Source organism: Ruegeria pomeroyi DSS-3, assembly GCF_000011965.2.
GTDB lineage: Bacteria > Pseudomonadota > Alphaproteobacteria > Rhodobacterales > Rhodobacteraceae > Ruegeria_B > Ruegeria_B pomeroyi.
Genome location: NC_003911.12, coordinates 725,860 through 747,491, shown reverse-complemented (window position 1 = coordinate 747,491; position 21,632 = coordinate 725,860). Strand labels below are relative to the sequence as shown.

21 protein-coding genes and 1 tRNA gene are annotated in these 21,632 nt (G+C 64.0%); 14 read left to right on the top strand and 8 right to left on the bottom strand.

Features of this window, described 5'->3' with window-relative positions; translation table 11 throughout:
- Positions 1–86 precede the first annotated feature (86 nt).
- Positions 87–962, top strand: coding sequence for a 3-hydroxybutyryl-CoA dehydrogenase (locus tag SPO_RS03620; RefSeq protein WP_011046467.1), 876 nt, complete (start codon positions 87–89; stop codon positions 960–962).
- 91 nt (positions 963–1,053) lie between these two features.
- On the opposite strand, the gene SPO_RS03615 is transcribed toward SPO_RS03620, so the two are convergent.
- From SPO_RS03615 to SPO_RS03585, 7 genes are all read right to left on the bottom strand, one after another.
- Positions 1,054–1,941 (bottom strand): lysophospholipid acyltransferase family protein, encoded by an 888-nt coding sequence (locus tag SPO_RS03615; protein WP_011046466.1) that lies wholly within the window; start codon positions 1,939–1,941, stop codon positions 1,054–1,056.
- A gap of 38 nt (positions 1,942–1,979) precedes the next feature.
- Positions 1,980–2,249 (bottom strand): HPr family phosphocarrier protein, encoded by a 270-nt coding sequence (locus SPO_RS03610; protein WP_011046465.1) that lies wholly within the window; start codon positions 2,247–2,249, stop codon positions 1,980–1,982.
- Positions 2,250–2,265: 16 nt separating this feature from the next.
- Positions 2,266–2,658, bottom strand: coding sequence for a PTS sugar transporter subunit IIA (locus SPO_RS03605; RefSeq protein ID WP_011046464.1), 393 nt, complete (start codon positions 2,656–2,658; stop codon positions 2,266–2,268).
- Positions 2,655–3,536, bottom strand: a complete 882-nt coding sequence (gene rapZ, locus SPO_RS03600) for an RNase adapter RapZ (RefSeq protein WP_011046463.1) — start codon at positions 3,534–3,536, stop codon at positions 2,655–2,657. The genes SPO_RS03605 and rapZ overlap by 4 nt, the downstream gene beginning before the upstream one ends.
- A gap of 4 nt (positions 3,537–3,540) precedes the next feature.
- Entirely contained in the window at positions 3,541–3,915 is a 375-nt protein-coding gene (locus SPO_RS03595) for an HPr kinase/phosphorylase (RefSeq protein ID WP_230981766.1), read from the bottom strand.
- Positions 3,916–4,006: 91 nt separating this feature from the next.
- Positions 4,007–5,716: a sensor histidine kinase gene (locus tag SPO_RS03590; RefSeq protein WP_011046461.1), complete on the bottom strand. Its 1,710-nt coding sequence runs from the start codon at positions 5,714–5,716 to the stop codon at positions 4,007–4,009.
- A 33-nt stretch (positions 5,717–5,749) separates the two neighbouring features.
- Entirely contained in the window at positions 5,750–6,454 is a 705-nt protein-coding gene (locus SPO_RS03585; RefSeq protein WP_011046460.1) for a response regulator transcription factor, read from the bottom strand.
- A 340-nt stretch (positions 6,455–6,794) separates the two neighbouring features.
- Between SPO_RS03585 and SPO_RS03580 the strand changes: the two genes are divergently transcribed.
- The gene (locus tag SPO_RS03580) at positions 6,795–8,393 is read left to right on the top strand and encodes a phosphoenolpyruvate carboxykinase (RefSeq protein WP_011046459.1); all 1,599 of its coding nucleotides are present in this window, start codon (positions 6,795–6,797) and stop codon (positions 8,391–8,393) included.
- A 50-nt stretch (positions 8,394–8,443) separates the two neighbouring features.
- Here SPO_RS03580 and SPO_RS03575 read toward each other — a convergent pair whose 3' ends face one another.
- The gene (locus tag SPO_RS03575; protein WP_011046458.1) at positions 8,444–9,814 is read right to left on the bottom strand and encodes an FAD-dependent oxidoreductase; all 1,371 of its coding nucleotides are present in this window, start codon (positions 9,812–9,814) and stop codon (positions 8,444–8,446) included.
- 237 nt (positions 9,815–10,051) lie between these two features.
- Between SPO_RS03575 and SPO_RS03570 the strand changes: the two genes are divergently transcribed.
- The 12 genes from SPO_RS03570 (at position 10,052) to SPO_RS03515 (ending at position 21,487) form a co-directional block, all read left to right on the top strand.
- Positions 10,052–10,927: a DeoR/GlpR family DNA-binding transcription regulator gene (locus SPO_RS03570; protein WP_011046457.1), complete on the top strand. Its 876-nt coding sequence runs from the start codon at positions 10,052–10,054 to the stop codon at positions 10,925–10,927.
- Complete coding sequence (locus SPO_RS03565; RefSeq protein ID WP_011046456.1) at positions 10,924–12,963, top strand: ABC transporter substrate-binding protein; 2,040 nt, start codon at positions 10,924–10,926, stop codon at positions 12,961–12,963. The genes SPO_RS03570 and SPO_RS03565 overlap by 4 nt, the downstream gene beginning before the upstream one ends.
- Positions 12,964–13,023: 60 nt before the next feature.
- Positions 13,024–14,028: an ABC transporter permease gene (locus SPO_RS03560; protein WP_011046455.1), complete on the top strand. Its 1,005-nt coding sequence runs from the start codon at positions 13,024–13,026 to the stop codon at positions 14,026–14,028.
- A gap of 4 nt (positions 14,029–14,032) precedes the next feature.
- On the top strand, positions 14,033–15,157 hold the full coding sequence (locus SPO_RS03555; protein WP_011046454.1) for an ABC transporter permease: 1,125 nt from the start codon (positions 14,033–14,035) through the stop codon (positions 15,155–15,157).
- Positions 15,154–16,149, top strand: a complete 996-nt coding sequence (locus SPO_RS03550; protein ID WP_011046453.1) for an ABC transporter ATP-binding protein — start codon at positions 15,154–15,156, stop codon at positions 16,147–16,149. The genes SPO_RS03555 and SPO_RS03550 overlap by 4 nt, the downstream gene beginning before the upstream one ends.
- A complete protein-coding gene (locus SPO_RS03545; protein ID WP_011046452.1) occupies positions 16,146–17,132 on the top strand; it encodes an ABC transporter ATP-binding protein in 987 nt (328 codons plus the stop codon). The genes SPO_RS03550 and SPO_RS03545 overlap by 4 nt, the downstream gene beginning before the upstream one ends.
- Positions 17,133–17,279: 147 nt before the next feature.
- Positions 17,280–18,305 (top strand): type I glyceraldehyde-3-phosphate dehydrogenase, encoded by a 1,026-nt coding sequence (gene gap / locus SPO_RS03540; RefSeq protein WP_011046451.1) that lies wholly within the window; start codon positions 17,280–17,282, stop codon positions 18,303–18,305.
- A gap of 84 nt (positions 18,306–18,389) precedes the next feature.
- Positions 18,390–18,761 carry a winged helix-turn-helix domain-containing protein gene (locus SPO_RS03535; RefSeq protein WP_044027897.1) on the top strand — a complete coding sequence of 124 codons (372 nt, stop codon included), beginning with the start codon at positions 18,390–18,392 and terminating at the stop codon, positions 18,759–18,761.
- A 50-nt stretch (positions 18,762–18,811) separates the two neighbouring features.
- On the top strand, positions 18,812–19,576 hold the full coding sequence (gene modA / locus SPO_RS03530) for a molybdate ABC transporter substrate-binding protein (protein WP_011046449.1): 765 nt from the start codon (positions 18,812–18,814) through the stop codon (positions 19,574–19,576).
- 3 nt (positions 19,577–19,579) lie between these two features.
- Complete coding sequence (gene modB, locus SPO_RS03525; RefSeq protein ID WP_011046448.1) at positions 19,580–20,272, top strand: molybdate ABC transporter permease subunit; 693 nt, start codon at positions 19,580–19,582, stop codon at positions 20,270–20,272.
- Entirely contained in the window at positions 20,269–21,348 is a 1,080-nt protein-coding gene (modC, locus tag SPO_RS03520) for a molybdenum ABC transporter ATP-binding protein (RefSeq protein ID WP_011046447.1), read from the top strand. The genes modB and modC overlap by 4 nt, the downstream gene beginning before the upstream one ends.
- 63 nt (positions 21,349–21,411) lie before the next feature.
- A tRNA-Val gene (locus SPO_RS03515) sits at positions 21,412–21,487 on the top strand.
- Positions 21,488–21,632: the final 145 nt, after the last annotated feature.

The window sequence follows — 21,632 nt, the reverse complement described above, 5'->3', positions numbered from 1 at the left end:
CGAATTGTCCGGGCCAGCCCCTCTTGCCGCCGCCCCCACCCTGCCGATAAGGTCGCGGCAACCTCATGCGAAGGGCAGATACGGCGATGGAAATTCAAAAGGTCGGAGTGATCGGCGCGGGCCAGATGGGCAACGGGATCGCCCATGTGATGGCGCTGGCAGGATATGACGTGCTGCTCACCGATATCAGCCAGCAGGCGCTGGACGCGGCGTTGTCGACCGTGCGCGGCAACCTGGCCCGTCAGGCCGGGCGCGGCAAGATCAGCGAGGCGGATATGGAAGCGGCAATGGCGCGGATCTCGACCACGCTGGCGCTGGCCGATCTGGGCCAGACCGATCTGGTGATCGAAGCCGCCACCGAACGCGAGGCGGTGAAACAGGCGATCTTTGAAGATCTGCAGCCGCATCTGCTGCCCCATACCATCCTGACCTCGAACACCTCGTCGATCTCGATCACCCGGCTGGCCAGCCGGACCGACCGGCCCGAGCGTTTCATGGGGTTCCATTTCATGAACCCGGTGCCGGTGATGCAGCTGGTGGAATTGATCCGGGGCATCGCCACCGACGAGGCGACCTTTGCCGCCTGCAAGGCGGTGGTCGACAAGCTGGGCAAGACCGCCGCCAGCGCCGAGGATTTCCCCGCCTTCATCGTCAACCGCATCCTGATGCCGATGATCAACGAGGCGGTCTATACGCTGTACGAAGGGGTCGGCAATGTACGCTCCATCGACGAGTCGATGAAGCTGGGCGCCAACCACCCGATGGGCCCGCTGGAACTGGCCGATTTCATCGGGCTCGATACCTGCCTGGCGATCATGAATGTGTTGCATGACGGGCTGGCGGATACCAAGTACCGGCCCTGCCCGCTCTTGACCAAATATGTCGAGGCCGGCTGGCTGGGTCGCAAGACCCAGCGCGGCTTTTACGACTACCGCGGCGAGGTGCCGGTTCCGACCCGTTGAGGCCGGGGACGGTCAAAGGGGGCGTTTGCCCCGCCGCCCGTTCCGGGCGACTCCCACGGAGTATTTGAGGCAAAGCGAAGAAACGGGGGGCCTAGCCGCCAAGCGACAGCGTGTGCTGGCGCAGCCAGGCCATGAAGCCGCGCGGGTCGCGGCCCAGCATCTCCATATCCTCTTCCGGGATCGGCGCACCGATCACCGGTGCCTGCGGTTTCTTGCAGGAGCGGACAATTTCATGCAGCAGCAGGCCCTGACGCAGGATCGGCGAGACCTGACAGGCTATCTGATAGGCGCGCGAGTTGCGGCCCGGGAAATAGATCGGCACCACCCGGGCACCGGACCGGCGGATCATCTGGGCGGTGAACACGTTCCATTCCCGCTCGATGGGCGGCCCCCACCAGCTGTCCGAGGACATCACCACGCCGGAGGGAAACAGCGCCACCACACCGCCAGCCTTGAGGTGAGCCATCGCGTTGGCCCGCATCTCGACCATCTTGCGTTGGGCCTCGGGGTCATGCGGGAACGGCACCGGGATCATGAAACTGGTCGCCGCCTCGTCCAGCCCGGTCAGCACCGAGCGGGTGAGAATGCGGTAATCCTGCCGGACCCGGCCGATCAGCTCGGCCAGGATCATGCCATCGACCATGCCATGCGGGTGATTGGCAACCACCACGACCGGCCCTTCCTTGGGAATTCGGGCGATCTGTTCGGCCGGCGTCAGCAGGTCGATCCCCATGGTCTTGAGCGCGCCACCCCAGAATTTCTGACCGCGATACTGATCGTTGGTCTTCTCGAAGCGGTTGACCATGCGCAGGATGGTCAGCTTGCCCGTCATCCATTCGATTGCCCGGATCCAGGTCGAGGTCCAGCGGTCGTCAAAGGAATTGGCATAGGTCAGGGTCCGGCGGTCGTAGATCTCGCCCGGCGGGGTGGACGGGTGCGCCGCCGATCCTGTCTTGCTGTTCTGCGCGGTTTCCACCACTTGGTCTTGTTCCGTTCTTCAGGTCGTGCACGACAGGGTCAGAAACCCTCGCCGAACTTGTCGTTCACCAGTGCCTCGAGCGCATCCGCCAGGGCATCCGCATCCGGGCCGGAGGTCTCGACGTCAATAGTGGTTCCGCGCGCGGCTGCCAACATCAAAAGCCCCATGATGCTGTCACCCGAGGCGGACAAGCCGTCGCGGGACACCTCGGCGGTTGCGTCGAACCCTTCGACAACCTCGACCAGCTTGGCCGAGGCCCGGGCATGCAGGCCCTTTTCGTTGATGATCTTCAATGTACGTTGCGCCATTCGGTTCCGTCCAGGATCAATCCAAAGTCACGTTCTGGGTGTTGATGTATTTGCGGCCCGCCTCGATCGCCGCGCGCACCGCGTCCCCCACCGGCAAGTGCCGGCTTTTTGCCAGCTTGATCAGCATCGGCAGGTTGGCACCGTAAAGGATGCGCCGGTCCGCTGGCGCGCAGGCCCGCAGGCTAAGGTTCGAAGGCGAGCCACCGAACAGATCGGTCACCACGACGACACCGTCGCCGGTATCGACCGCATTGGCGGCGGCGAGGATTTCCTGCTGCTTTTCGGCCCGATCATGATCGGCCTCGATCGCGATCGCGACCAGACCCGGCTGATGCCCGACCACATGTTCGACAGCGGCCAGATATTCCCGGGCCAGCCCCCCATGTGCAACGATCACTATTCCGATCAATCCGGCCTCGCATCCGGCTTGCGCCGTTCCATTTCGCGATGCCTAATTGACACCTGCCCGCCCGCCTCTGCAAGGGCCTTTGCCACCGCTTCGGTCAATGCGACCGATCGGTGTTGCCCTCCGGTACATCCGAAACCGACGCTCAGATGCGCCTTTCCCTCGCTGCGAAAGGCCGGCAACAGGGATTGCAGCAGGTCGGTGACCCGCGTGAAGAACGGCAGATATTGCGGGTCGGCATGCACATACGCGGCCACCGCGGGATCGCGCCCATCCGCGGCGCGCAGATCGGGTTGCCAATGCGGATTGGCCAGAAAGCGGCAGTCGAACACCATGTCCAGCCCGCGCGGCAAGCCACGCTTGTAAGAAAAACTCTCGACCGAGATGGCCAGCATGCTGCCGCCCGAGGGCGCGAACCATCTTTCGACTTCTCTGCGCAGCTGGTGCACGTTCAGGGCAGTGGTGTCGATCAGCGTATCAGCGGCCTCGCGGATCGGGCGCAACAGCTCGAGTTCGTGTTCGACCCCCTCAAGCGGGCTTGACCCCGGTGACATCGGGTGGCGCCGCCGGGTCTCGGAAAAACGACGCAGGAGTATGTCGGCGCTGCAATCCAGATAGAGGGTGGTCACCTGAAATCCCTCGAGCGAGGCCAGACGCTTGGACAGATCAAGGAAACCCTCGGTCGAGAAATCCCGGTTTCGCGCGTCAAGACCAAGAGCGAGCGGGCGACGCAAGGCCGGTCCGTCGAGCAAACGCATCAACAGGCCCATCGGCAGGTTGTCGATCGCCTCGAAGCCGAGATCCTCTAAAACGTTGATCGCCGTTGACCGTCCGGCGCCCGACGGCCCTGTCACAAATACGATCTGAGAAATCTCACCCATCGGATTAACGCATTGGGGCCACGCGCCCCGCCTTTAGAAGTTGGATCAACGACGCTGCTAGATGGGGGGTATCGGGCCGGAAAAGCAAGGGAACCGAATGTCTCAGAAGCAATATTTCCCGAAATTCCGGCAAGCGGTTCGGTTCAGAGCGATCCAGGTCCAGCACATGAGACAGGACAACAGGGCCAGCCGGCTCGGCCCGCAAAAGACCCAGCCCCCGGGCCTCGATCATGCCCCGGATCGTGTCGGGAGCGTCGGCAACTATGCCATGCGGGGCCGCGCGCAAGATCACCCGGTCATCCGCGACCAGACGCGCACCCAGCGCCATCATCTCGAGTGCCAGTGCCGACTTGCCGCTGCCCGAGGCACCGGTGATCAACAGCCCCTGTCCGGCAACCGCCGCGCAGCTGGCATGGACCGTGACGCAATCCCTCTCTTTCAGGTCCTGGAGTGCGGCGGGTCCCACCGGCTTAGATCGGCAGGCCCACGACAAAGCGCGCGCCCAGCGGATCCGAGGTGACATCGGCTTCGGTCGGGCGGATGTTCTCAGCCCAGATCACACCGCCATGCGCCTCGACGATCTGTTTCGAAATCGCAAGTCCAAGGCCGGAATTGTTGCCAAAATGCTCTTCGGGGCGCTGGGAGTAGAAGCGTTTGAAAATCTTCGCCAGCGCCTCGTCCGGGATGCCCGGGCCGGTATCCTCGACCACGATCAGCACCCGGTTGGCGCGGCGGCGGGTCCAGACCCGGATTGCATCACCATCCTCGCAGAAGGAAATCGCATTGGTGATCAGATTGACGAAAACCTGCGCCAGCCGCGCTTCGAGCCCCTGTATCATGATCGGGTCAGGCGGCATGTCGGTGATATAGTCGATCCCCTTGGAGCGGGCATCTTCACCCAGATACTGGTTGAGATTGTCCAGCATGGTCAACAGGTTGAAAGATTGCTCCTCTTCCTTGACCAACTCGGCATCCAGCCGCGAGGCATTGGAGATGTCGCTGACCAGACGGTCAAGCCGGCGCACGTCATGTTCGATGACCGAAAGCAGCTTGTCGCGCTGATCCTCGCGCCGGACCATGCGCAGGGTGCCCACCGCCGATTGCAGGCTGGCAAGCGGGTTCTTGATCTCATGCGCCACATCGGCCGCAAATTGTTCGTTGCCCTCGATCCGATTGTAGAGCGCCGAGACCATGCCGCGCAGCGCCCGGCTGAGCCGGCCGATCTCGTCGGGACGGGCGGACAGGTCGGGGATGCGGATACGACCGGGGTTCATGCGCCGCGAATTGCGGTCGCGGCCTAGTTCGGCCGCCTCGGCCAGATCGGCCAACGGATTGGCGATGGTCGAGGCCAGAACCAGGCTCAACCCGACCGATACCAGCAGCGCCACCACGAACATCTGCAACACCCGCTCGCGGTCGCGGCGGGCGAGCGCGTCGATCTCTCCGGCGGGGCTGGCCATTGCCACCGCCCCGATCGGGGTTCCGGCCTGAAGGATCGGGGTCGCCGCCGCGATCACGGTACCACCGGCGGTGTTCAGCACCGTTTCGACGCGGGTCTCTCCTGCCAGGGCTTCGGGCAGGAGCGAGGCGATCTGTTGTTCCAGAGCCGGCGCCGAGCTTTTGGGGGCGTTGGCAAAGATGGAGGAAACGGCGCGCCACAACCCGCTGAGCGCGTCGGTGATGATCGTGCTGCCGGTCTTGTCCTCGAACAGGGCCTGAAGGCGCGGATTGACATGCGTGCCCTTGGTCTGGCCGACCATGTTGCGCGCGGTATCGAATACAAACACCTCGACGCCCCGGCGCAGGCTGAGATCCTCGAGCGTGGCGTCCACATCAACCCCGTCGCCGGTGGCCAGATTGACCGGCGCGCTGCCGGTGATCTGCGCCTCGAAAACATCGGCGACCAGCTGGGTCTCGCCGACCAGCGCGCCGGCACGCTGCACGACCAGCCCGTTGCGGGCGTCATTGAGATAGAGAATGCCCGCAACCAGGATGATCAGGGCGATCAGGTTGAAGGTGATGATCTTGCGCGTCAGCGGCGAGCCACGCAGCGAGAACAGGCTGCGCCGCGCCCGTTTTACACGCAACTCCTTGGACACGGTACTGTGCGGGGCGACCCAGTCGTCGCCCAGCACAACGTCTCCGCTGCGGTTGCTTTCTGAGGTTCCGGTGTCGCGCACGCGCTCCCCCTCGAGGCGCCCGATCCCGGGCGGTTATTCTTCGTTATATCTGTAACCGATCCCGTAGAGCGTCTCAATCGCCGCAAAATCCGGATCGGCGCTGCGCATCTTCTTGCGCAAACGTTTGATGTGGCTGTCGATGGTGCGGTCGTCGACATAGACCTGATCGTCATAGGCCACATCCATCAGCTGGTCGCGGCTCTTGACGAAGCCGGGTCGTTGGGCCAGCGCCTGCAACAGCAGGAATTCGGTGACGGTCAGCGACACGTCCACCCCTTTCCAGCTGACCGCATGGCGCAGCGGATCCATCCGCAGATGGCCGCGCTCCATCACCTTGGTCTCGCCCGTGGTGGTGCCGGCCGCATCGCCCGCCACCGCCTCCTGCCGTCGCAGCAAAGCCCGGATCCGCTCGACCAGAAGGCGCTGCGAGAACGGCTTCTTGACATAGTCATCGGCCCCCATGCGCAGGCCAAGAACCTCGTCGATCTCATCATCCTTCGACGTCAGAAAGATGACCGGCATCTGGGTTTTCTGCCGCAACCGCTGCAACAGGTCCATGCCGTCCATACGGGGCATCTTGATGTCCAGCACCGCCATGTCCGGCAATTTCTTGTTGAACGCGTCAAGGGCGGCTTGACCATCGTTATAGGTTTCGACTTCGAATCCCTCGGCCTCGAGAGTCATCGAAACAGATGTCAGGATGTTCCTGTCATCATCAACCAAAGCAATCTTTGACATTATTGAGTGCCCCTATACTGCTCGCTTCTGCCTTATTTTTTCCTCATTCATCGCTCTTTTGACGTAGCGAATCAATCCGAAACTGCGAATCGCGTCGTCCCTGGGGACAATTGGTGCAAAAAAATCCTAACGCAGCCTGAATTTGCCGTCGAAGAAATGGCGGGAAATTCTTGGTTGCGCTAAACTATGCCTTGGTTGCGCTAACTGCGCCAAAGCGTCCTGTTCATGTCCCAAAGCGTCATGTTAAGACCCCGCTCACCGGCCGATTTGCCGGATCCAAGCCCCAAGGGCGCCAGCACTGCCACTGCGGTTCGCGCGCCGACACACGGAGAAAAAACGCATGACATCTGGACGGGTTAACCCGCAATTCCGCCTCGAGGATCAGGGCATCGAGGGTCTGGGCAATGTCTATTACAACTTCATGGAACCGGCGCTGATCGAAGCGGCGTTGAAGCGGGGCGAGGGAACGCTGGGCAATGGCGGGGCTTTCCTTGTCACCACCGGCAAGTTCACCGGCCGCTCGCCCAAGGACAAGCATGTGGTCAAGACCGCCAGCGTTGCCGACAGCATCTGGTGGGACAACAACGCCGCAATGACCCCCGAAGGGTTCGACGCGCTTTATGACGACATGCTGGCCCATATGAAGGGCAAGGACTATTTCGTGCAGGATCTGGTCGGCGGCGCCGACCCGGCCTATTCGATCAACGTGCGCATGGTCACCGAACTGGCCTGGCACAACCTGTTCATCCGTCACCTGCTGCGCCGTCCCGCGCGCGAGGATCTGAACGAGTTCGTGGCCGATTTCACCGTCATCAACTGCCCCAGCTTCCAGGCCGACCCGGCCAAGCACGGCTGCCGCAGCGAGACCGTGATCGCGATGAATTTCGACCGCAAGCTGATCCTGATCGGCGGCACCGAGTATGCGGGCGAGAACAAGAAGTCGGTGTTCACCCTGCTGAACTACATGCTGCCGGAAAAAGGCGTGATGCCGATGCACTGCTCGGCCAACCACGCGGTCGGCAACCCGGTCGACACCGCCGTGTTCTTTGGCCTTAGCGGCACCGGCAAGACCACGCTGTCGGCCGACCCGGCGCGCGTGCTGATCGGCGATGACGAACATGGCTGGTCGGATCGCGGCACCTTCAACTTCGAAGGCGGCTGCTATGCCAAGACCATCAACCTCAACCCCGAGGCCGAGCCGGAAATCTACGCCACCACCACCAAGTTCGCGACCGTGATCGAGAACATGGTGTTTGACGAAGAGACCAAGGAACTGGATTTCGACGATGACAGCCTGACGGCCAACATGCGTTGCGCCTATCCGCTGGAATACATCTCGAACGCCTCCGTCTCGGCACTGGGCGGGCATCCCAAGAACATCATCATGCTGACCTGTGATGCCTTTGGCGTGCTGCCGCCGATCGCGCGGCTGACCCCGGCGCAGGCGATGTATCACTTCCTGTCGGGCTTCACCTCGAAGGTGGCGGGAACCGAGCGCGGCGTGACCGAGCCGCAGCCGACCTTTTCGACCTGCTTCGGCGCCCCCTTCATGCCGCGCCGTCCCGAGGTCTATGGCAACCTGCTGCGTGACAAGATCGCCCGTCACGGCGCGACCTGCTGGCTGGTCAATACCGGCTGGACCGGCGGCGCCTACGGCGTTGGCAGCCGGATGCCGATCAAGGCCACCCGCGCCCTGCTGACCGCCGCGCTGAACGGCTCGCTCAACAATGCCGAGTTCCGCAAGGACGGCAATTTCGGCTTTGACGTGCCGGTGTCGGTGCCGGGCGTGGCCGAGGTTCTGCTGGACCCGCGCCGCACCTGGGACGACCAGGGCGCCTTTGACAAGCAGGCGGCCAAGCTGGTGCAGATGTTCGCCGACAATTTCGAACAATATGTCCCCTATATCGACGAGGACGTGAAGGCCGTCGCCATCGGCTGATTGGCCTGACGAGCAAAAAAGGCCCCGCCATTCGGCGGGGCCTTTTTCGTTCAGTGGTGCCGCCCGCCCTGACGCTCCAGCTCTTTCTGGATCAGCAGCGGGTCGATCTCGTCCAGCGGGCGGTTCGATTTCACCGACAGCGCCGCCGCGATGCCCGCCCCCTGCCCCGTCACCGCGCAGCAGGCCATGTTGCGGGTGGCGGCATGGCTGATCCGGTCGCCGCCGGTGATACGCCCCGCGACCAGCAGGTTTTTCACACCGCGGGGCAGCAGATTGCGATAGGGCATCTGGAAATAGCGCCCGGTGGTGGGCAGGATCAGGATGCCATAGCCGTCGATGAACTCGGGGAAGATGCCGATGGAATCCTCGAACCGGCCCTGCTCGCGCACGTCCGTTTCGGTCATGTTGTAGAGGCAATCGACCTTGCGCGTATCGCGGATACCGATCGACATGCCGAAGTTGCGCAGCCGGATATTCTCGCATCCGGGCGTGTAGCGGCGCAGCGCCTCGATGGCCAGCATGGTCTGGCGGCGGCCCTCGATCTCGTAAGTGGTCAGGCTGTCGGGGTCGGTACCGTCGCAGCCATCGAGATGGATGAGGTTCATGTAGGTGAGTTCGCCGGTGTCATGCACCGCGCCCCAGGTGCCTGCGATGGTGTTCAGATGCGGCGGGATCAGCCCGTCGCGGATCGCCTGCTGGAACGGCTTCTTGAGGAAGGGCGAGAACATGTCGTCCTCTTTCCCCGAGGTCTCGATATTCCATTCGCCGCCACCGCCCCAGTCCCTGTAGGTCTGGGGATCGGCCTTGATCCCATCCATGAAACGCTGCTTGTCCACCCCGGCAAGGTGAAACATGACCGAGGCCGCCATCATCTGTTCAGCAGGCGTCTTGTAAACGGGTGCCCCTGCCCGGGTCACCACGTCGGCATCGCCGGTGGCGTCGATCACCCGCCTGGCCAGGATCGCCTCGCGCCCCGATTTCGATTCGGTGACGATGCCGATGATGGTGTCGCCCTCCATCAGGGGTGCCACAAAAAAGCGGTGCAGCATGGGACGGATATTGGGCTCGTCCAGCACCATCCGGTCGGCGACCAGCTTGAACCCCTCGCTGTCGATCTCGTGGCTCAGTGACTGGCTTTCCGGCACGGCGGCGCCCATTTCCTTGGCCTTTTCTTCGAATTCGCGGGCGATGCCGTTCGATTCGATGGTCTGTTCATGGCGATACCAATGCATCCCCTCGACCCCGACCACGGTCAGGTTGCCGCCGAAACAGCCGAACCGTTCGACCAGCGTAACCTCGGCCCCCGCCCGCGCCGCCGCCAGCGCGGCAGGCAGCCCGCCCGGCCCCGAGCCCACAACCAGCACATCGGTTTCATGTATGATGTCGATCTCGCGCGCCGGTTCGGAAATGCGTCTGGCCATGGGTGCCCCTTGTCGAGAATCTGTTGAAAGTTCCTCGCAGCATTTGCCCGGTCCTGCGGGTGCTCGTCCCCAACCGCGACCGATTCCCAGCCATTTGCGACACTGGCTGCGCCCGCCCTTACATGTTCTCCACAGAAAAACAGCAGTGGTAACATAAAAAACGCCGAAAAGTCATACGCCTGTTACACGGGTTTGTTTTTTGTGGATTAATGACGGCATTTGTGTGTTTCTTTCTTCATGTCCGATGCAGACCCCAAAGTCCCCCATCGGGGCCACGAGCTTCTCGACGTTCTGGCCCGCCTAGGCGGTTCAGCCCGTAACGCGCAGATTGCGCAGGTGATGGATGTGTCCGAAGAGACCGTCCGCCGCCTGGTCAAGACCCTGGCCAAGCAGGGTAAGGTCGAACGGGTGCATGGCGGCACCTATCTGCGCGGCTCGCAGGATGCGCCGATGTATTCCGGCGCGCTGGAGCAGCAGCCCAAGGAAAAGACCCGCATTGCCAAGGGCGTGCTGGAACTGATCCGCGACGGCATGACCCTGTTCATCAATGTGGGTTCGACCACCACCTATGTCGCCGAACAGCTGCGCGAACGGCGCGACCTAACCATCGTCACCAATTCGATCTCGACCGTCGCCTCGCTGGCCGATCACAATGGCAGCCGGGTGTTTCTGGCCGGGGGCGAGGTGTCGCGCTCGGAACGGGGGTGTTTCGGCCGCGCCACCGAGGATTTTGCCCGCCGGTTCGCCTATGACGTGCTGGTGATCGGGGCCGATGCGATGTCGCCCGAACTGGGCGTGCTGGCCGCCAACCCGCGCGAGGCCGAGTTGACCCGCGCGCTGCTGGGCAATGCCACGCGGGTGATCGTGGCCGCCGATTACCGCAAGTTCTCTGCCATTGCTCCCTGTATCGCCGCGCCGCTCGAAGCGATCACCGATCTGGTGACCGACGCTGCGCCGCCCGATGCGTTGCAGGACGCTCTCGACCGCTGCGGGGTTGCAACCCATCTCGCAGCAAAATCGGGCCGTATCACGACCCGGACACCACCGCCCCAAGACGTGGGGCACTCAAACACAAACCGCAAAACGCTTTCCTTTCCGACGGAGGTCTCATGAAACGTATACTTCTCAGTGGCGTCGCCGCCCTGGCCCTGCCCGGTGCCGCGCTTGCCGCCTGTCCCGCCGTGACCGTTGCCGACCCGATGGGCGTTGCCGCCGGCACCTTTCCGCAGCAGTATGATCTGGCGGAGTTCCAGTCGGCCGCTGGCTGCACGATGGATTTCGCCGAGAACCCGGCGATCGGCGACCTGAACGCCCGCATCAAGGGCAACCCGGCGCTGCCGCCCCTGGCCGAGCGCCTGCCGTCCGAACCGCTGGTTGTCGCCCCCTATGACGGGATTGGCCAGTATGGCGGCCAGTTCGACGCGCTGTCGAACGCCACCGAGTCCGGCACCTCGGATTTCCTCTCGGTGCGCCATGTGAACCTGTTCCGCTATTCGGACGACCTGCAGACCGTGGTGCCCAACGTCGCCAAATCCTGGGAATGGAACGAGGATTTCACCCAGCTGACGGTGCATCTGCGCGCCGGTCACAAATGGTCGGACGGCGCGCCCTTTACCGCCGCCGACGTGGTGTTCTGGTATGACAACCTGATGATGGACACCAATGTCATGGCCGAGCCCAAGGATTACGCCCTGGCCGGTGGCAAGCCGATGAAGGTCGAGGCGGTCGATGACACCACCGTGCGCTTTACCCTGGAGGCGCCCAAGCCGGGCCTGATCGAGACCTTCTCGTTCACCTATGTGCAGCCGTTCCAGCCCAAGCATTTCTTTGGCCAGTTCCACCCGGCGCTGGATGCCAATGCCGATGCCAATGCACAGGCCCTGGGCTATGAAAACGGCTATGATCTGATCAAGGCCTATTACGGCAACTCGGACTGGATGGACACGCCCTCGCCGATGCTGACTGCGGGCGACAAGCTGGCCGGGCTGCCCAAGGACACCATGCCGACGCTGGAAAGCCATATCCTGGTGAAGGAAACCACCGAGGGCCGGCACTATGTCGCCAACCCCTATTTCTTCCAGGTGGATACCGCCGGCAACCAGCTGCCCTATATCTCGAACATGGACGAGACATATGTGGGTGACGAGGAAGTCCGCACGCTGAAACTGCTGAACGGTGAGGTGGATTACAAGTCGCAGGCGGTCAACCTGACCCAGGCGCCGGTCCTGCTGGAAGGCCAGGAAAAGGGCAACTACACGATCGACGTGAAACCGGGTATCGCCAGCGCGACGCTGACCTTCAACGTCACCTCCGAGGATCTGGGCAAGCGCGCGATCTTCAACGACGTCCGCTTCCGCGCCGCCATGTCGGTGGCCATCGACCGCGATCAGCTGAACGAGGTCGTCGCCTTTGGTCTGGGCACGCCGAACCAGTACATCGGCTTTTCGCCGCGCCCCGATTTCATCGACGCCAAGTGGGAAAGCCACGAGATCGCGTTCGACCCCGACCGCGCCCGCGCGCTGCTGGACGAGGTCGGTCTGGTCGATAAGGACGGTGACGGCGACCGCGACCTGCCCAATGGCGACCCGTTCGTACTGGACTGGCAGTTCTCGACCCAGGCCAGTTCCTCGCAGCTGGTGGAACTGATCGCGCAGAACTGGACCGATGTGGGTGTCACCACCACCATCAAAGAGGTCACCTCGGACGAATACCGCTCGTCGCAATCGTCCAATACGCTTGACGTGATGATGTGGGGCAAGGGCCAGCCCGCCGGTTCGATCCTGGGTGACGGTGAAATCTGGGTGCCGCCGTTTGACGGCTATTTCGACGTGCGCACCGGCATGCTCTGGGCCGAGTGGATCAGCTCGAACGGTTCTGCCGGGGTGGAACCGCCCGCTTGGGTCGCCGAGCTGAAGAGTGAGCTGGACACCTATCAGTCGAGCGCTCCGGGCACCGAAACCTCGATTGCCGCCGCGCAGAAGATGGTCGAGATCATGACCGGCCAGGTCCTGTTCATCGGCACCATCAACGCCCCGGCCCCGGTCTATCACTCGAACAAGCTCAAGAACTTCCCCGAGTTCAAGACGCAGTCCTACGAGTTCTACCGGACCTATCCCTATCGCCCCGCCCAGTGGTGGCTGAGCGAATAAGACCACTCCGGAAACGGGCGGCCCGGCTGCCCGTTTCCCTTTCTCCTCGACGAGGTCTCAATGCTTCATTTCGCGCGATTTGCCGCCACGCGGGCGGTCATGGCATTGGTCACGCTGGTGATCGTGTCGCTGATCGTCTTTTCGCTGATGGAGCTGGTGCCCGGCGACTGTGCCGAGCGCTATCTGGCCTACAAGAACACCCAAGGATCCGCCATCACGCTGGCCGATATCGCGGCCGAGCGCGCCCGGCTGGGACTGGATCAACCCTTCCTGACCCGATGGACAAGCTGGCTGGCCGGAGCATTCCGGGGCGATTTCGGCGATAGCTGCATCCTGCGCGTCGATATCGCGCAACTCTTGGGCGACAAGTTCTGGATCTCGCTCTGGATCTGTCTGGGCGCGCTGTTGTTGGCCTATATGATCGCCATTCCGGTCGGCATCATCTCGGCCGCCTCGCGCAATCCTTACCTGAACAACTCGCTGCGTGTGGTCAGCTATCTGGGTCTGGCGATGCCCAACTTCCTGCTGGCGCTGATGGTGATGCTGATCTCGACCGTCTATTTCGGCGAGACACTGACGGGCCTGTTCTCGCCCGAATACAAGGAGGCGCCCTGGTCGGTCGACCGGGTGCTGGACCTGCTGAAACACGCCTGGCTGCCTGTGTTTATCCTGGGCTGGTCGGCCACTGCTTTTGCCCTGCAAACCGTGCGCGCGCTGATGTCGGACGAGATCGGCAAGCTCTATGTCACCGCCGCTGCCGCGCGCGGGCTCTATGGCCGTCGCCTGCTGTGGCGCTATCCGGCGCGGCACGCGCTGGGGCCGATCGTCAATTCGTTGGGCTTTGACCTGAACCGTATCTTCAACGAACTGCCCATCGTGGCGCTGATCCTGACCCTGACCGAGGCCGGATCGCTGCTGCTCGAAGCCCTGGCGCGCTCGAACGACCAGCAACTGGCGGGCGCCATCATTTTCCTTCTGACCGCCTCGATCGTGACGTTGAACTTTGCCACCGACATTCTGCTGGCGGTGATCGACCCGCGCGTGCGCAAGAGCATCCTGAGGTGATCCGATGACAGCCCCAAGCCAGACCGCCAAGGAAGCCTATTTCACCGCCTCGCAGCGGCAGTTGATCTGGGCAAGGTTCAAGAAACAGCGCGCTGCCATGGTGGCGGCCACCGTGCTGGTGGTGCTGATCCTGTCGGGCCTCTTTGCCCCCTTCCTGTCGCCCTATGACCCGACGGTTGCGGGGCGGGACAAGGATTACCTGAACGGCGCGCCGCAAATTCCGAAGTTCTGCGACAAGAACGGCTGTTCCCTGCGCCCCTTCCTGCACACGGTCACCCGCGAACGCTCGCTTGCCACCAATTTCCGTTGGGTGGAAAAGGTGAACGAGGATGAACGGCGCTATGTGCAGTTCTTCGTGCAGGGCGACAGTTACAAGCTGTTTGGCTTCATCCCCGGCAACATCCACCTGTTCGGCATGGATCAGGGCTATGTCCACCTGTTCGGCACCGACAGCGCGGGCAAGGATATCTTCAGCCGCACCCTGCACGCGGTCTGGACCTCGCTTCAGGTCGGAACGCTAGGGGTTCTGATCTCATTTGTGCTGGCGCTCGCCATCGGCGGGATCGCGGGCTATTACGGCGGCATGATCGACAGCGTGATCCAGATGGTGACGGACGCGGTGCGAACGATTCCATCCATCCCGCTTTTCATGGCCATCGCCGCCTTTATCCCGCCGGAATGGTCGGCCGAGACGCGGTTCTTTGTCATTACCCTGATCCTGGGGCTGGTCGGCTGGCCGACGCTGGCGCGGCGGGTGCGCACGCACCTGCTGACCGAGCGCAATCAGGAATACGTGCTGGCCGCGCAACTTTGCGGTGCCTCGCCCAGCCACGTCATCCGCCGCCACCTGCTGCCCAGTTTCACCAGTTACATCATCGTCGATCTGGTAATCTCGTTTCCCTATGTCGTGCTCAGCGAAACCGCGCTCAGCTTCATCGGGCTGGGGCTCAAGGACCCGGTTAACAGCCTGGGCGTGATGTTGCAGAACGTGACCAAGGCCGACGTGCTGCTGAACTATCAGTGGTATTTCATCCCGGTCCTGTTCTTCATCGCGCTGGTCATGGCCTTTGTCTTTGTCGGCGACGGGCTGCGCGACGCGGCCGATCCCTATTCGGAGAGCCGTAAATGAGCCTGATCGACGTCGAGAACCTGACGCTGCAATTCCGCACCGACGAGGGGCTGATCACCGCGGTCGAGGATGTGTCGTTCTCGCTCGCTCCGGGCGAGGTGATGGGGCTGGTCGGCGAAAGCGGCTCGGGCAAGTCGGTGACCGCCAAGGCGCTGATGAAGCTGAATGCGGCCAATGCCGTCTATGACCCCGCCACCCGGATCACCCTGCATCTGGACAGCGGGCCGGTGGATGTGATGTCGCTGAAACGCCCGCGCGACATGGAGATCGTGCGCGGCGGCGCTGTCAGCATGATCTTTCAGGAACCGATGGCCAGTTTCGCGCCCGCGATGACCATCGGCAGCCAGATGGTCGAACAGCTGCTGATCCATACCGATCTGAGCAAACGCGGCGCGCGCGATCTGTCGATCGAGATGCTCGACCGGGTCGGCATCTCGGATGCGGCCAGCCGGTTCAACCAATACGCTTTCGAACTGTCCGGCGGCATGCGCCAGCGCGCGATGATCGCCATGGCACTGTCGACACGGCCCAAGCTCCTGATCGCGGATGAACCGACCACGGCGCTGGATGTGACCATCCAGGCGCAGGTGATCGACCTGATGAAGGATCTGGTGGCCGAGTTCGGCATGGGCATCATCTTTATCACCCATGACCTGGGCGTGGTGGCGCAGACCGCCGACAAGGTGGCGGTGATGTATCTGGGCCGCATGGTCGAACAGGGCCCGGTGCGCGAGGTGATCCGAAACCCGCGCCACCCCTATACACGGGGCCTGATCGACGCGCTGCCGCAACTGGACGATCTGGACAAACCCTTGATGCCGGTGCCGGGCGACATCCCCTCGCCGCTGGAACGGCCCGAGGGCTGCGTGTTCCATACCCGCTGCACCCGGATCATCGGCGATATCTGCCGCACGGCAGTGCCCGGCTGGGCCGATACCGGCCCGGACCACCGCACCGCCTGCCATCTCTGCCATCAGGACACCGCCGCATGACCGAGGAACTGCTGATCGAGACCCGCGACTTGACGGTGGGCTTTCCCGTCGGCGGGCGTCTCTTCAACAAGAAGACGCTCAAGGCGGTGGACGGGATTTCCATCGGTATCCCGCGCGGGTCGTTTTTTGGCGTGGTGGGCGAAAGCGGCTCGGGCAAGACCACGCTGGGCCGGGCGCTGCTCAACGCGGTGCCGATCACCGGCGGCCATGCAAGCTATGACGATGGCGAGGTGCGCTATGACCTCGCCACCCTGTCCGGCGCCGAGTTGAAGGATTACCGCAAACGCGCGCAACTGATCTTTCAGGACCCTTATGCCGCGCTCAGCCCGCGCATGACGGTGCGCGACATCATCGCCGAACCGCTTGAGGTGATGGGGCTGACCAACTCGCGCGAGGAGACCGACACCCGCGTGCGCGAGATCGCGGCGAAATGCCGGTTGAACCTGGAACATCTGCGCCGCTTCCCGCATGCGTTTTCGGGCGGGCAGCGGCAGCGGATCTCGATCGCGCGCGCGCTGGTATCGGGGCCGCGTTTCGTGGTTGCAGACGAATCCGTCGCGGCGCTGGATGTGTCGATCCAGGCCGATATCCTGAACCTGCTGAAAAACCTCCAGTCCGAGCTGGGCCTGACCTATATGTTCATCAGCCACGACCTGAGCGTGGTGGCCCATAGCTGTGACCATGTGGCGGTGATGTATCTGGGTCGGATCGTGGAAAGCGCGCCGACCCGCAAGCTGTTCGCAGCACCACGCCACCCCTATACCAAGGCACTGTTTTCGGCGATCCCCTCGCTTGATCCCGACGACCGGGGCCGCGCGCAGAAGCTGGAAGGTGAGATCCCCTCGCCCACCAACCAGCCGCTGGGGTGCAAGTTCCACACCCGCTGCCCCTATGCGACGGATCTGTGCAAGACACACGAACCCGTGTTGCAGGTCGAGGGCGACCACGCGGTCGCCTGCCATCGCTGGCAAGAGCTTCTCTAGGCCGCGATTTTCGCGATCCCTCACCGCTGCCGCCGCCCGACCGGATCGGGCGGCGCGTTACCTGTGTCAGAAAGCGGTTGCATTTCGATTTTGTTAGCGCTAACAAATCCTCGACTAAGCCAACCGGGCGCATGGATGGAGGACCGCATGACACTGAAAGTGGCAATCAACGGCTTTGGACGCATTGGGCGCGGGGTGCTCAGGGCGCTGGTCGAAAGCGGCGCCGATGATATCGAGGTGGTGGCGATCAACGATCTGGCCAGCCCCGAAACCCTGGCGCATCTGCTGAAATATGACAGCGTGCATGGCCGCCTGCAGGCGCCGGTGCTGGTCGAGGGCGACCGCATGATCGTGGGCCGCAGCAGCATCCGCCTGAGCGCGATCCGCAACCCCGAGGACCTGCCCTGGGCCGATGTCGACATCGCCTATGAATGCACCGGTCTTTTCACCGAGCGTGAGCAGGCCGCGCGGCATCTGAAGAACGGGTCGAAACGGGTGTTGATCTCTGCCCCCGGCAAGGGCGCCGACCGCACGGTCGTGTTCGGTGTCAACGACGGCGCGCTGACGGCGGATGACGTGATCGTGTCGAACGCATCGTGCACCACCAATTGTCTTGCGCCGGTGGCGATGGTGCTGGACCACGCCTTTGGCATCAAGACCGGCTACATGACCACCATTCACGCCTATACCGGCGACCAGCCGACCCATGACACCGCCCATCGCGATCTTTACCGCGCGCGGGCGGCCTCGGTGTCGATGATTCCCACCTCGACGGGCGCGGCGCGCGCCATTTCCGAGGTGCTGCCGCATCTCAAGGGCCGGCTCGAAGGATCGGCGATCCGGGTGCCCACGCCCAATGTCTCGCTGGTCGATCTGAGTTTCGTGCCCGAGCGTCCGGCCACCCGCGAGGCTGTGAACGCCGCCATCCGTACCGCTGCCCAAGGGCCGCTGGCCGGTATCCTCGCCTATGAAGAGGATCCGCTCGTCTCGATCGATTTCAACCATGACAGCCATTCCTCGTGCTTTGCCGCCGCCCAGACCAGCGTCACCGCTGACGGGCTGGTGCGCGTGGTCAGCTGGTATGACAACGAATGGGGCTTTTCCAACCGGATGCTGGACACCGGGCGCCGGATCGGCGCGCTGCTGATCACTCCCCAGCGGCTCGCCGGCTGAGCCGCCACCTGGCCGGGCCCTTTTCCCTCTCCTTTGGGCCCGGCCTCTCTTGCACCCGCGCGGATGACGCGCCAGACTCGGGCCATGAGCGACACGCGCCCGCCCCCCGTCTACAAACTGCGTCTGGTCTTTGGTGAGGTCGGCATGATCGGCCCGGGCAAGGCCGCGCTGCTGGATCATATCGCACAGACCGGCTCGATCGCGGCGGCGGGCCGCGCCATGGGGATGAGTTACAAGCGAGCCTGGCAACTGGTCGAGACAATGAACGCCATGTTCCGTAACCCGGTGGTGATCCGCGCCCGGGGCGGTGCCCAGGGCGGCAGCGCCACCCTGACCCCGACCGGACAAGAGGTTCTGTCCGCCTATCGCCGGTTCGAGGCGGCCTGCCACAGCGCAGGCGCCCCGCATGCGGCGGAGCTGCACGCTCTGCTACGAAAGGACGAGGCTGGCAGTTAGCCCTTGCGCCGGCCCGCGCCCATAGCGATATTTCCGCCCAGACATATCGCTTGCCGGAGCCGTCCTTGCCCCTTTCCCTGTTCTTTCGCGCCCTTGCTTGCGCCCTGCTGCTGGCGGGACCTGCGCGCGCGGAACAGATCACCGTCTTTGCCGCCGCCAGCCTGAAAACCGCGCTGGACGACATCGCCGCCGGGTTCGAGGCGACCACGGGGAACAGCGTGGCCCTCTCCTTTGCCGGCTCTTCGGTGCTGGCGCGGCAGATCGGGCTGGGCGCCCCGGCGCAGATCTTCATCTCGGCCAATCCCGAATGGATGGACTGGCTGGCTGAACAGGGCCGGATCGACCCCACCAGCCGGCGCGATCTGGTGTCGAACCGGCTGGTGCTGATCGCTCCGGCAGGACACGCGCCCAGCCACCCGCTCGCCGATCTGGCCGCGGGGCCCGGCCGGATCGCCATGGCCCTGGTCGAGGCGGTACCGGCGGGGATCTATGGCAAGGCAGCGCTGACTCATCTGGATTTGTGGGACCAGCTCGCACCGCGCGTGGTGCAGACCGACAACGCCCGCGCCGCGCTGGCGCTGGTGGCGACCGGCGCCGTGCCCTATGGCATCGTCTATGCCACCGATGCTCAGGCCGAACCCCGCGTAATGCCCCTGTACACCTTTGACACCGACACGCATCCGCCGATCCGCTATCCGGCGGCATTGGTCACCGGACAGGACAGCGCCGCCGCGCGCGCGCTGCTGGATCATCTGGCCAGCGCCGAGGCGCGGGCGATCCTTTTCCGGCACGGTTTCCTGCCGGTGGAGGAATAAGCGATGACCTGGCTCGGGCCCGAGGAATGGCAGGCGGTGGCGCTCTCGCTCAAGGTGTCGGCCTGGGCGACGGCGCTGTCGCTGCCGCTGGCCCTGCTGGTTGCACATGCGCTGGCGCGCGGGCGGTTCGTGGGCAAGGCGCTGCTGAACGGTCTGGTGCACCTTCCGCTGATCCTGCCCCCGGTGGTGACCGGCTATCTGCTGCTGCTCAGTTTCGGCCCCACCGGCACGCTGGGCCAGGCGCTGGCCTCGGTTGGTCTGACGCTGGCCTTTCACTGGACCGGGGCGGCGCTGGCGGCGGCGGTGATGGGCTTTCCGCTGATGGTGCGCGCCATCCGCCTGTCGATCGAGGCGGTGGATCCGAAACTGGAACAGGCCGCGGCCACGCTGGGCGCCTCGCGTCTTTGGGTCTTTGCCACCGTCACCCTGCCCCTGATCCTGCCGGGCCTGATCGCCGGGGCCATTCTGGGCTTTGCCAAGGCGATGGGAGAGTTCGGGGCGACGATCACCTTTGTCTCGAACATTCCCGGCCAGACCCAGACGGTGCCCTCAGCCATCTACGCCTTCCTCCAAGTGCCGGGCGGCGAAAGCGCCGCCGCGCGGCTGGTGATGATCTCGGTCGCGCTGGCGCTGGGGGCGCTGCTGGCCTCCGAGGCGCTGGCCCGGCGCGCCGCCAGACGGGTGGCGGGCACATGAAGCTGGAGGTCGAACTGCGCCACCCGATGCAGGGGTTCACGCTGGACGTCGCCTTTGCCGCGCCGCCCGGCCTGACGGTGCTGTTCGGGCGCTCGGGCAGTGGCAAGACCACGGTGATCAATGCGGTGGCCGGGCTGTTGCGGCCCGAACGGGGCCGGGTCGCGCTGGGCGGCGAGACCTTGCAGGACAGCGCCAGCCGTATCTGGCTGCCGCCCCATCGCCGGCGCATGGGCTACGTGTTTCAGGATGCCCGCCTGTTCCCGCATCTGAGTGTGCGCCAGAACCTGGGCTATGGCCGTTGGTTCGCGAAAACCTCGGGCCCGACCTCGTTCGCGCAGGTGATCGAGATGCTGGGCATCGGCCCCCTGCTCGACCGCCGCCCCGGCGCGCTGTCGGGGGGCGAACGTCAGCGGGTTGCCATCGGGCGGGCGCTGCTGGCCAATCCGCGTGCGATCCTGGCCGACGAGCCCCTGGCCGCCCTGGACGAGGCCCGCAAGGGCGAGATCCTGCCCTATTTCGAACGGCTGCGCGACGAGACCAAAATCCCGATCCTCTATGTCAGCCACTCCGCCGCCGAGGTCGCCCGGCTGGCCACCACGGTCGTTGTGTTGCAGGACGGGCGCGTGATCCGACAGGGCAGCGCCGCCGAGGTGCTGGCCGACCCTGCCGTCACCCCGCTGGGGGCCCGGGCGGCGGGTGCGATCCTGACGGCCCGGGTGGTTGCCCATCACGCCGACGGGCTGACCGAACTGGAGGCCGGCGGTGAACGCCTTTTCCTGCCCCGCATCTCTCATCCCGAGGGCACCGCGCTGCGCCTGCGCATCCCCGCGCAAGAGGTGATCCTGTCACGCCAGCGCCCCGAGGGGCTCTCGGCGCTCAACATCCTGTCAGGCCATGTCGCCCAGATCCGCAGCGGCGACGGACCCGGCGCGCTGGTCTCACTCAGCACCCGCGCCGGCACCGTGCTGGCCCGCATCACCCGCCGGTCCGCCACTGCGCTGGAGCTGCGCGAAGGCACGCCCTGTCATGCGGTCATCAAATCGGTCGCCATCGCCCCCGAAGATATCGGCCGCTGACAGGGCGTGAACGACAAATGCCTCTTGCACCGGCATCGCGGCTTGGCTAAACCCGCGCGGCATGGGTGATTAGCTCAGTTGGTAGAGCGCTTCGTTTACACCGAAGATGTCGGGAGTTCGAGTCTCTCATCACCCACCATCCCCGCAGAAGACGATCATGCACGCCAGCCAGACAGGGCCTTCACATGCCTTGCGTACACCGAGCACACAAAAAAAGCCCGATGCCTTGCGGCACCGGGCGTATATCTTGAAAGAGCCTTTTGGCTGCCACCACTCACTCTAAT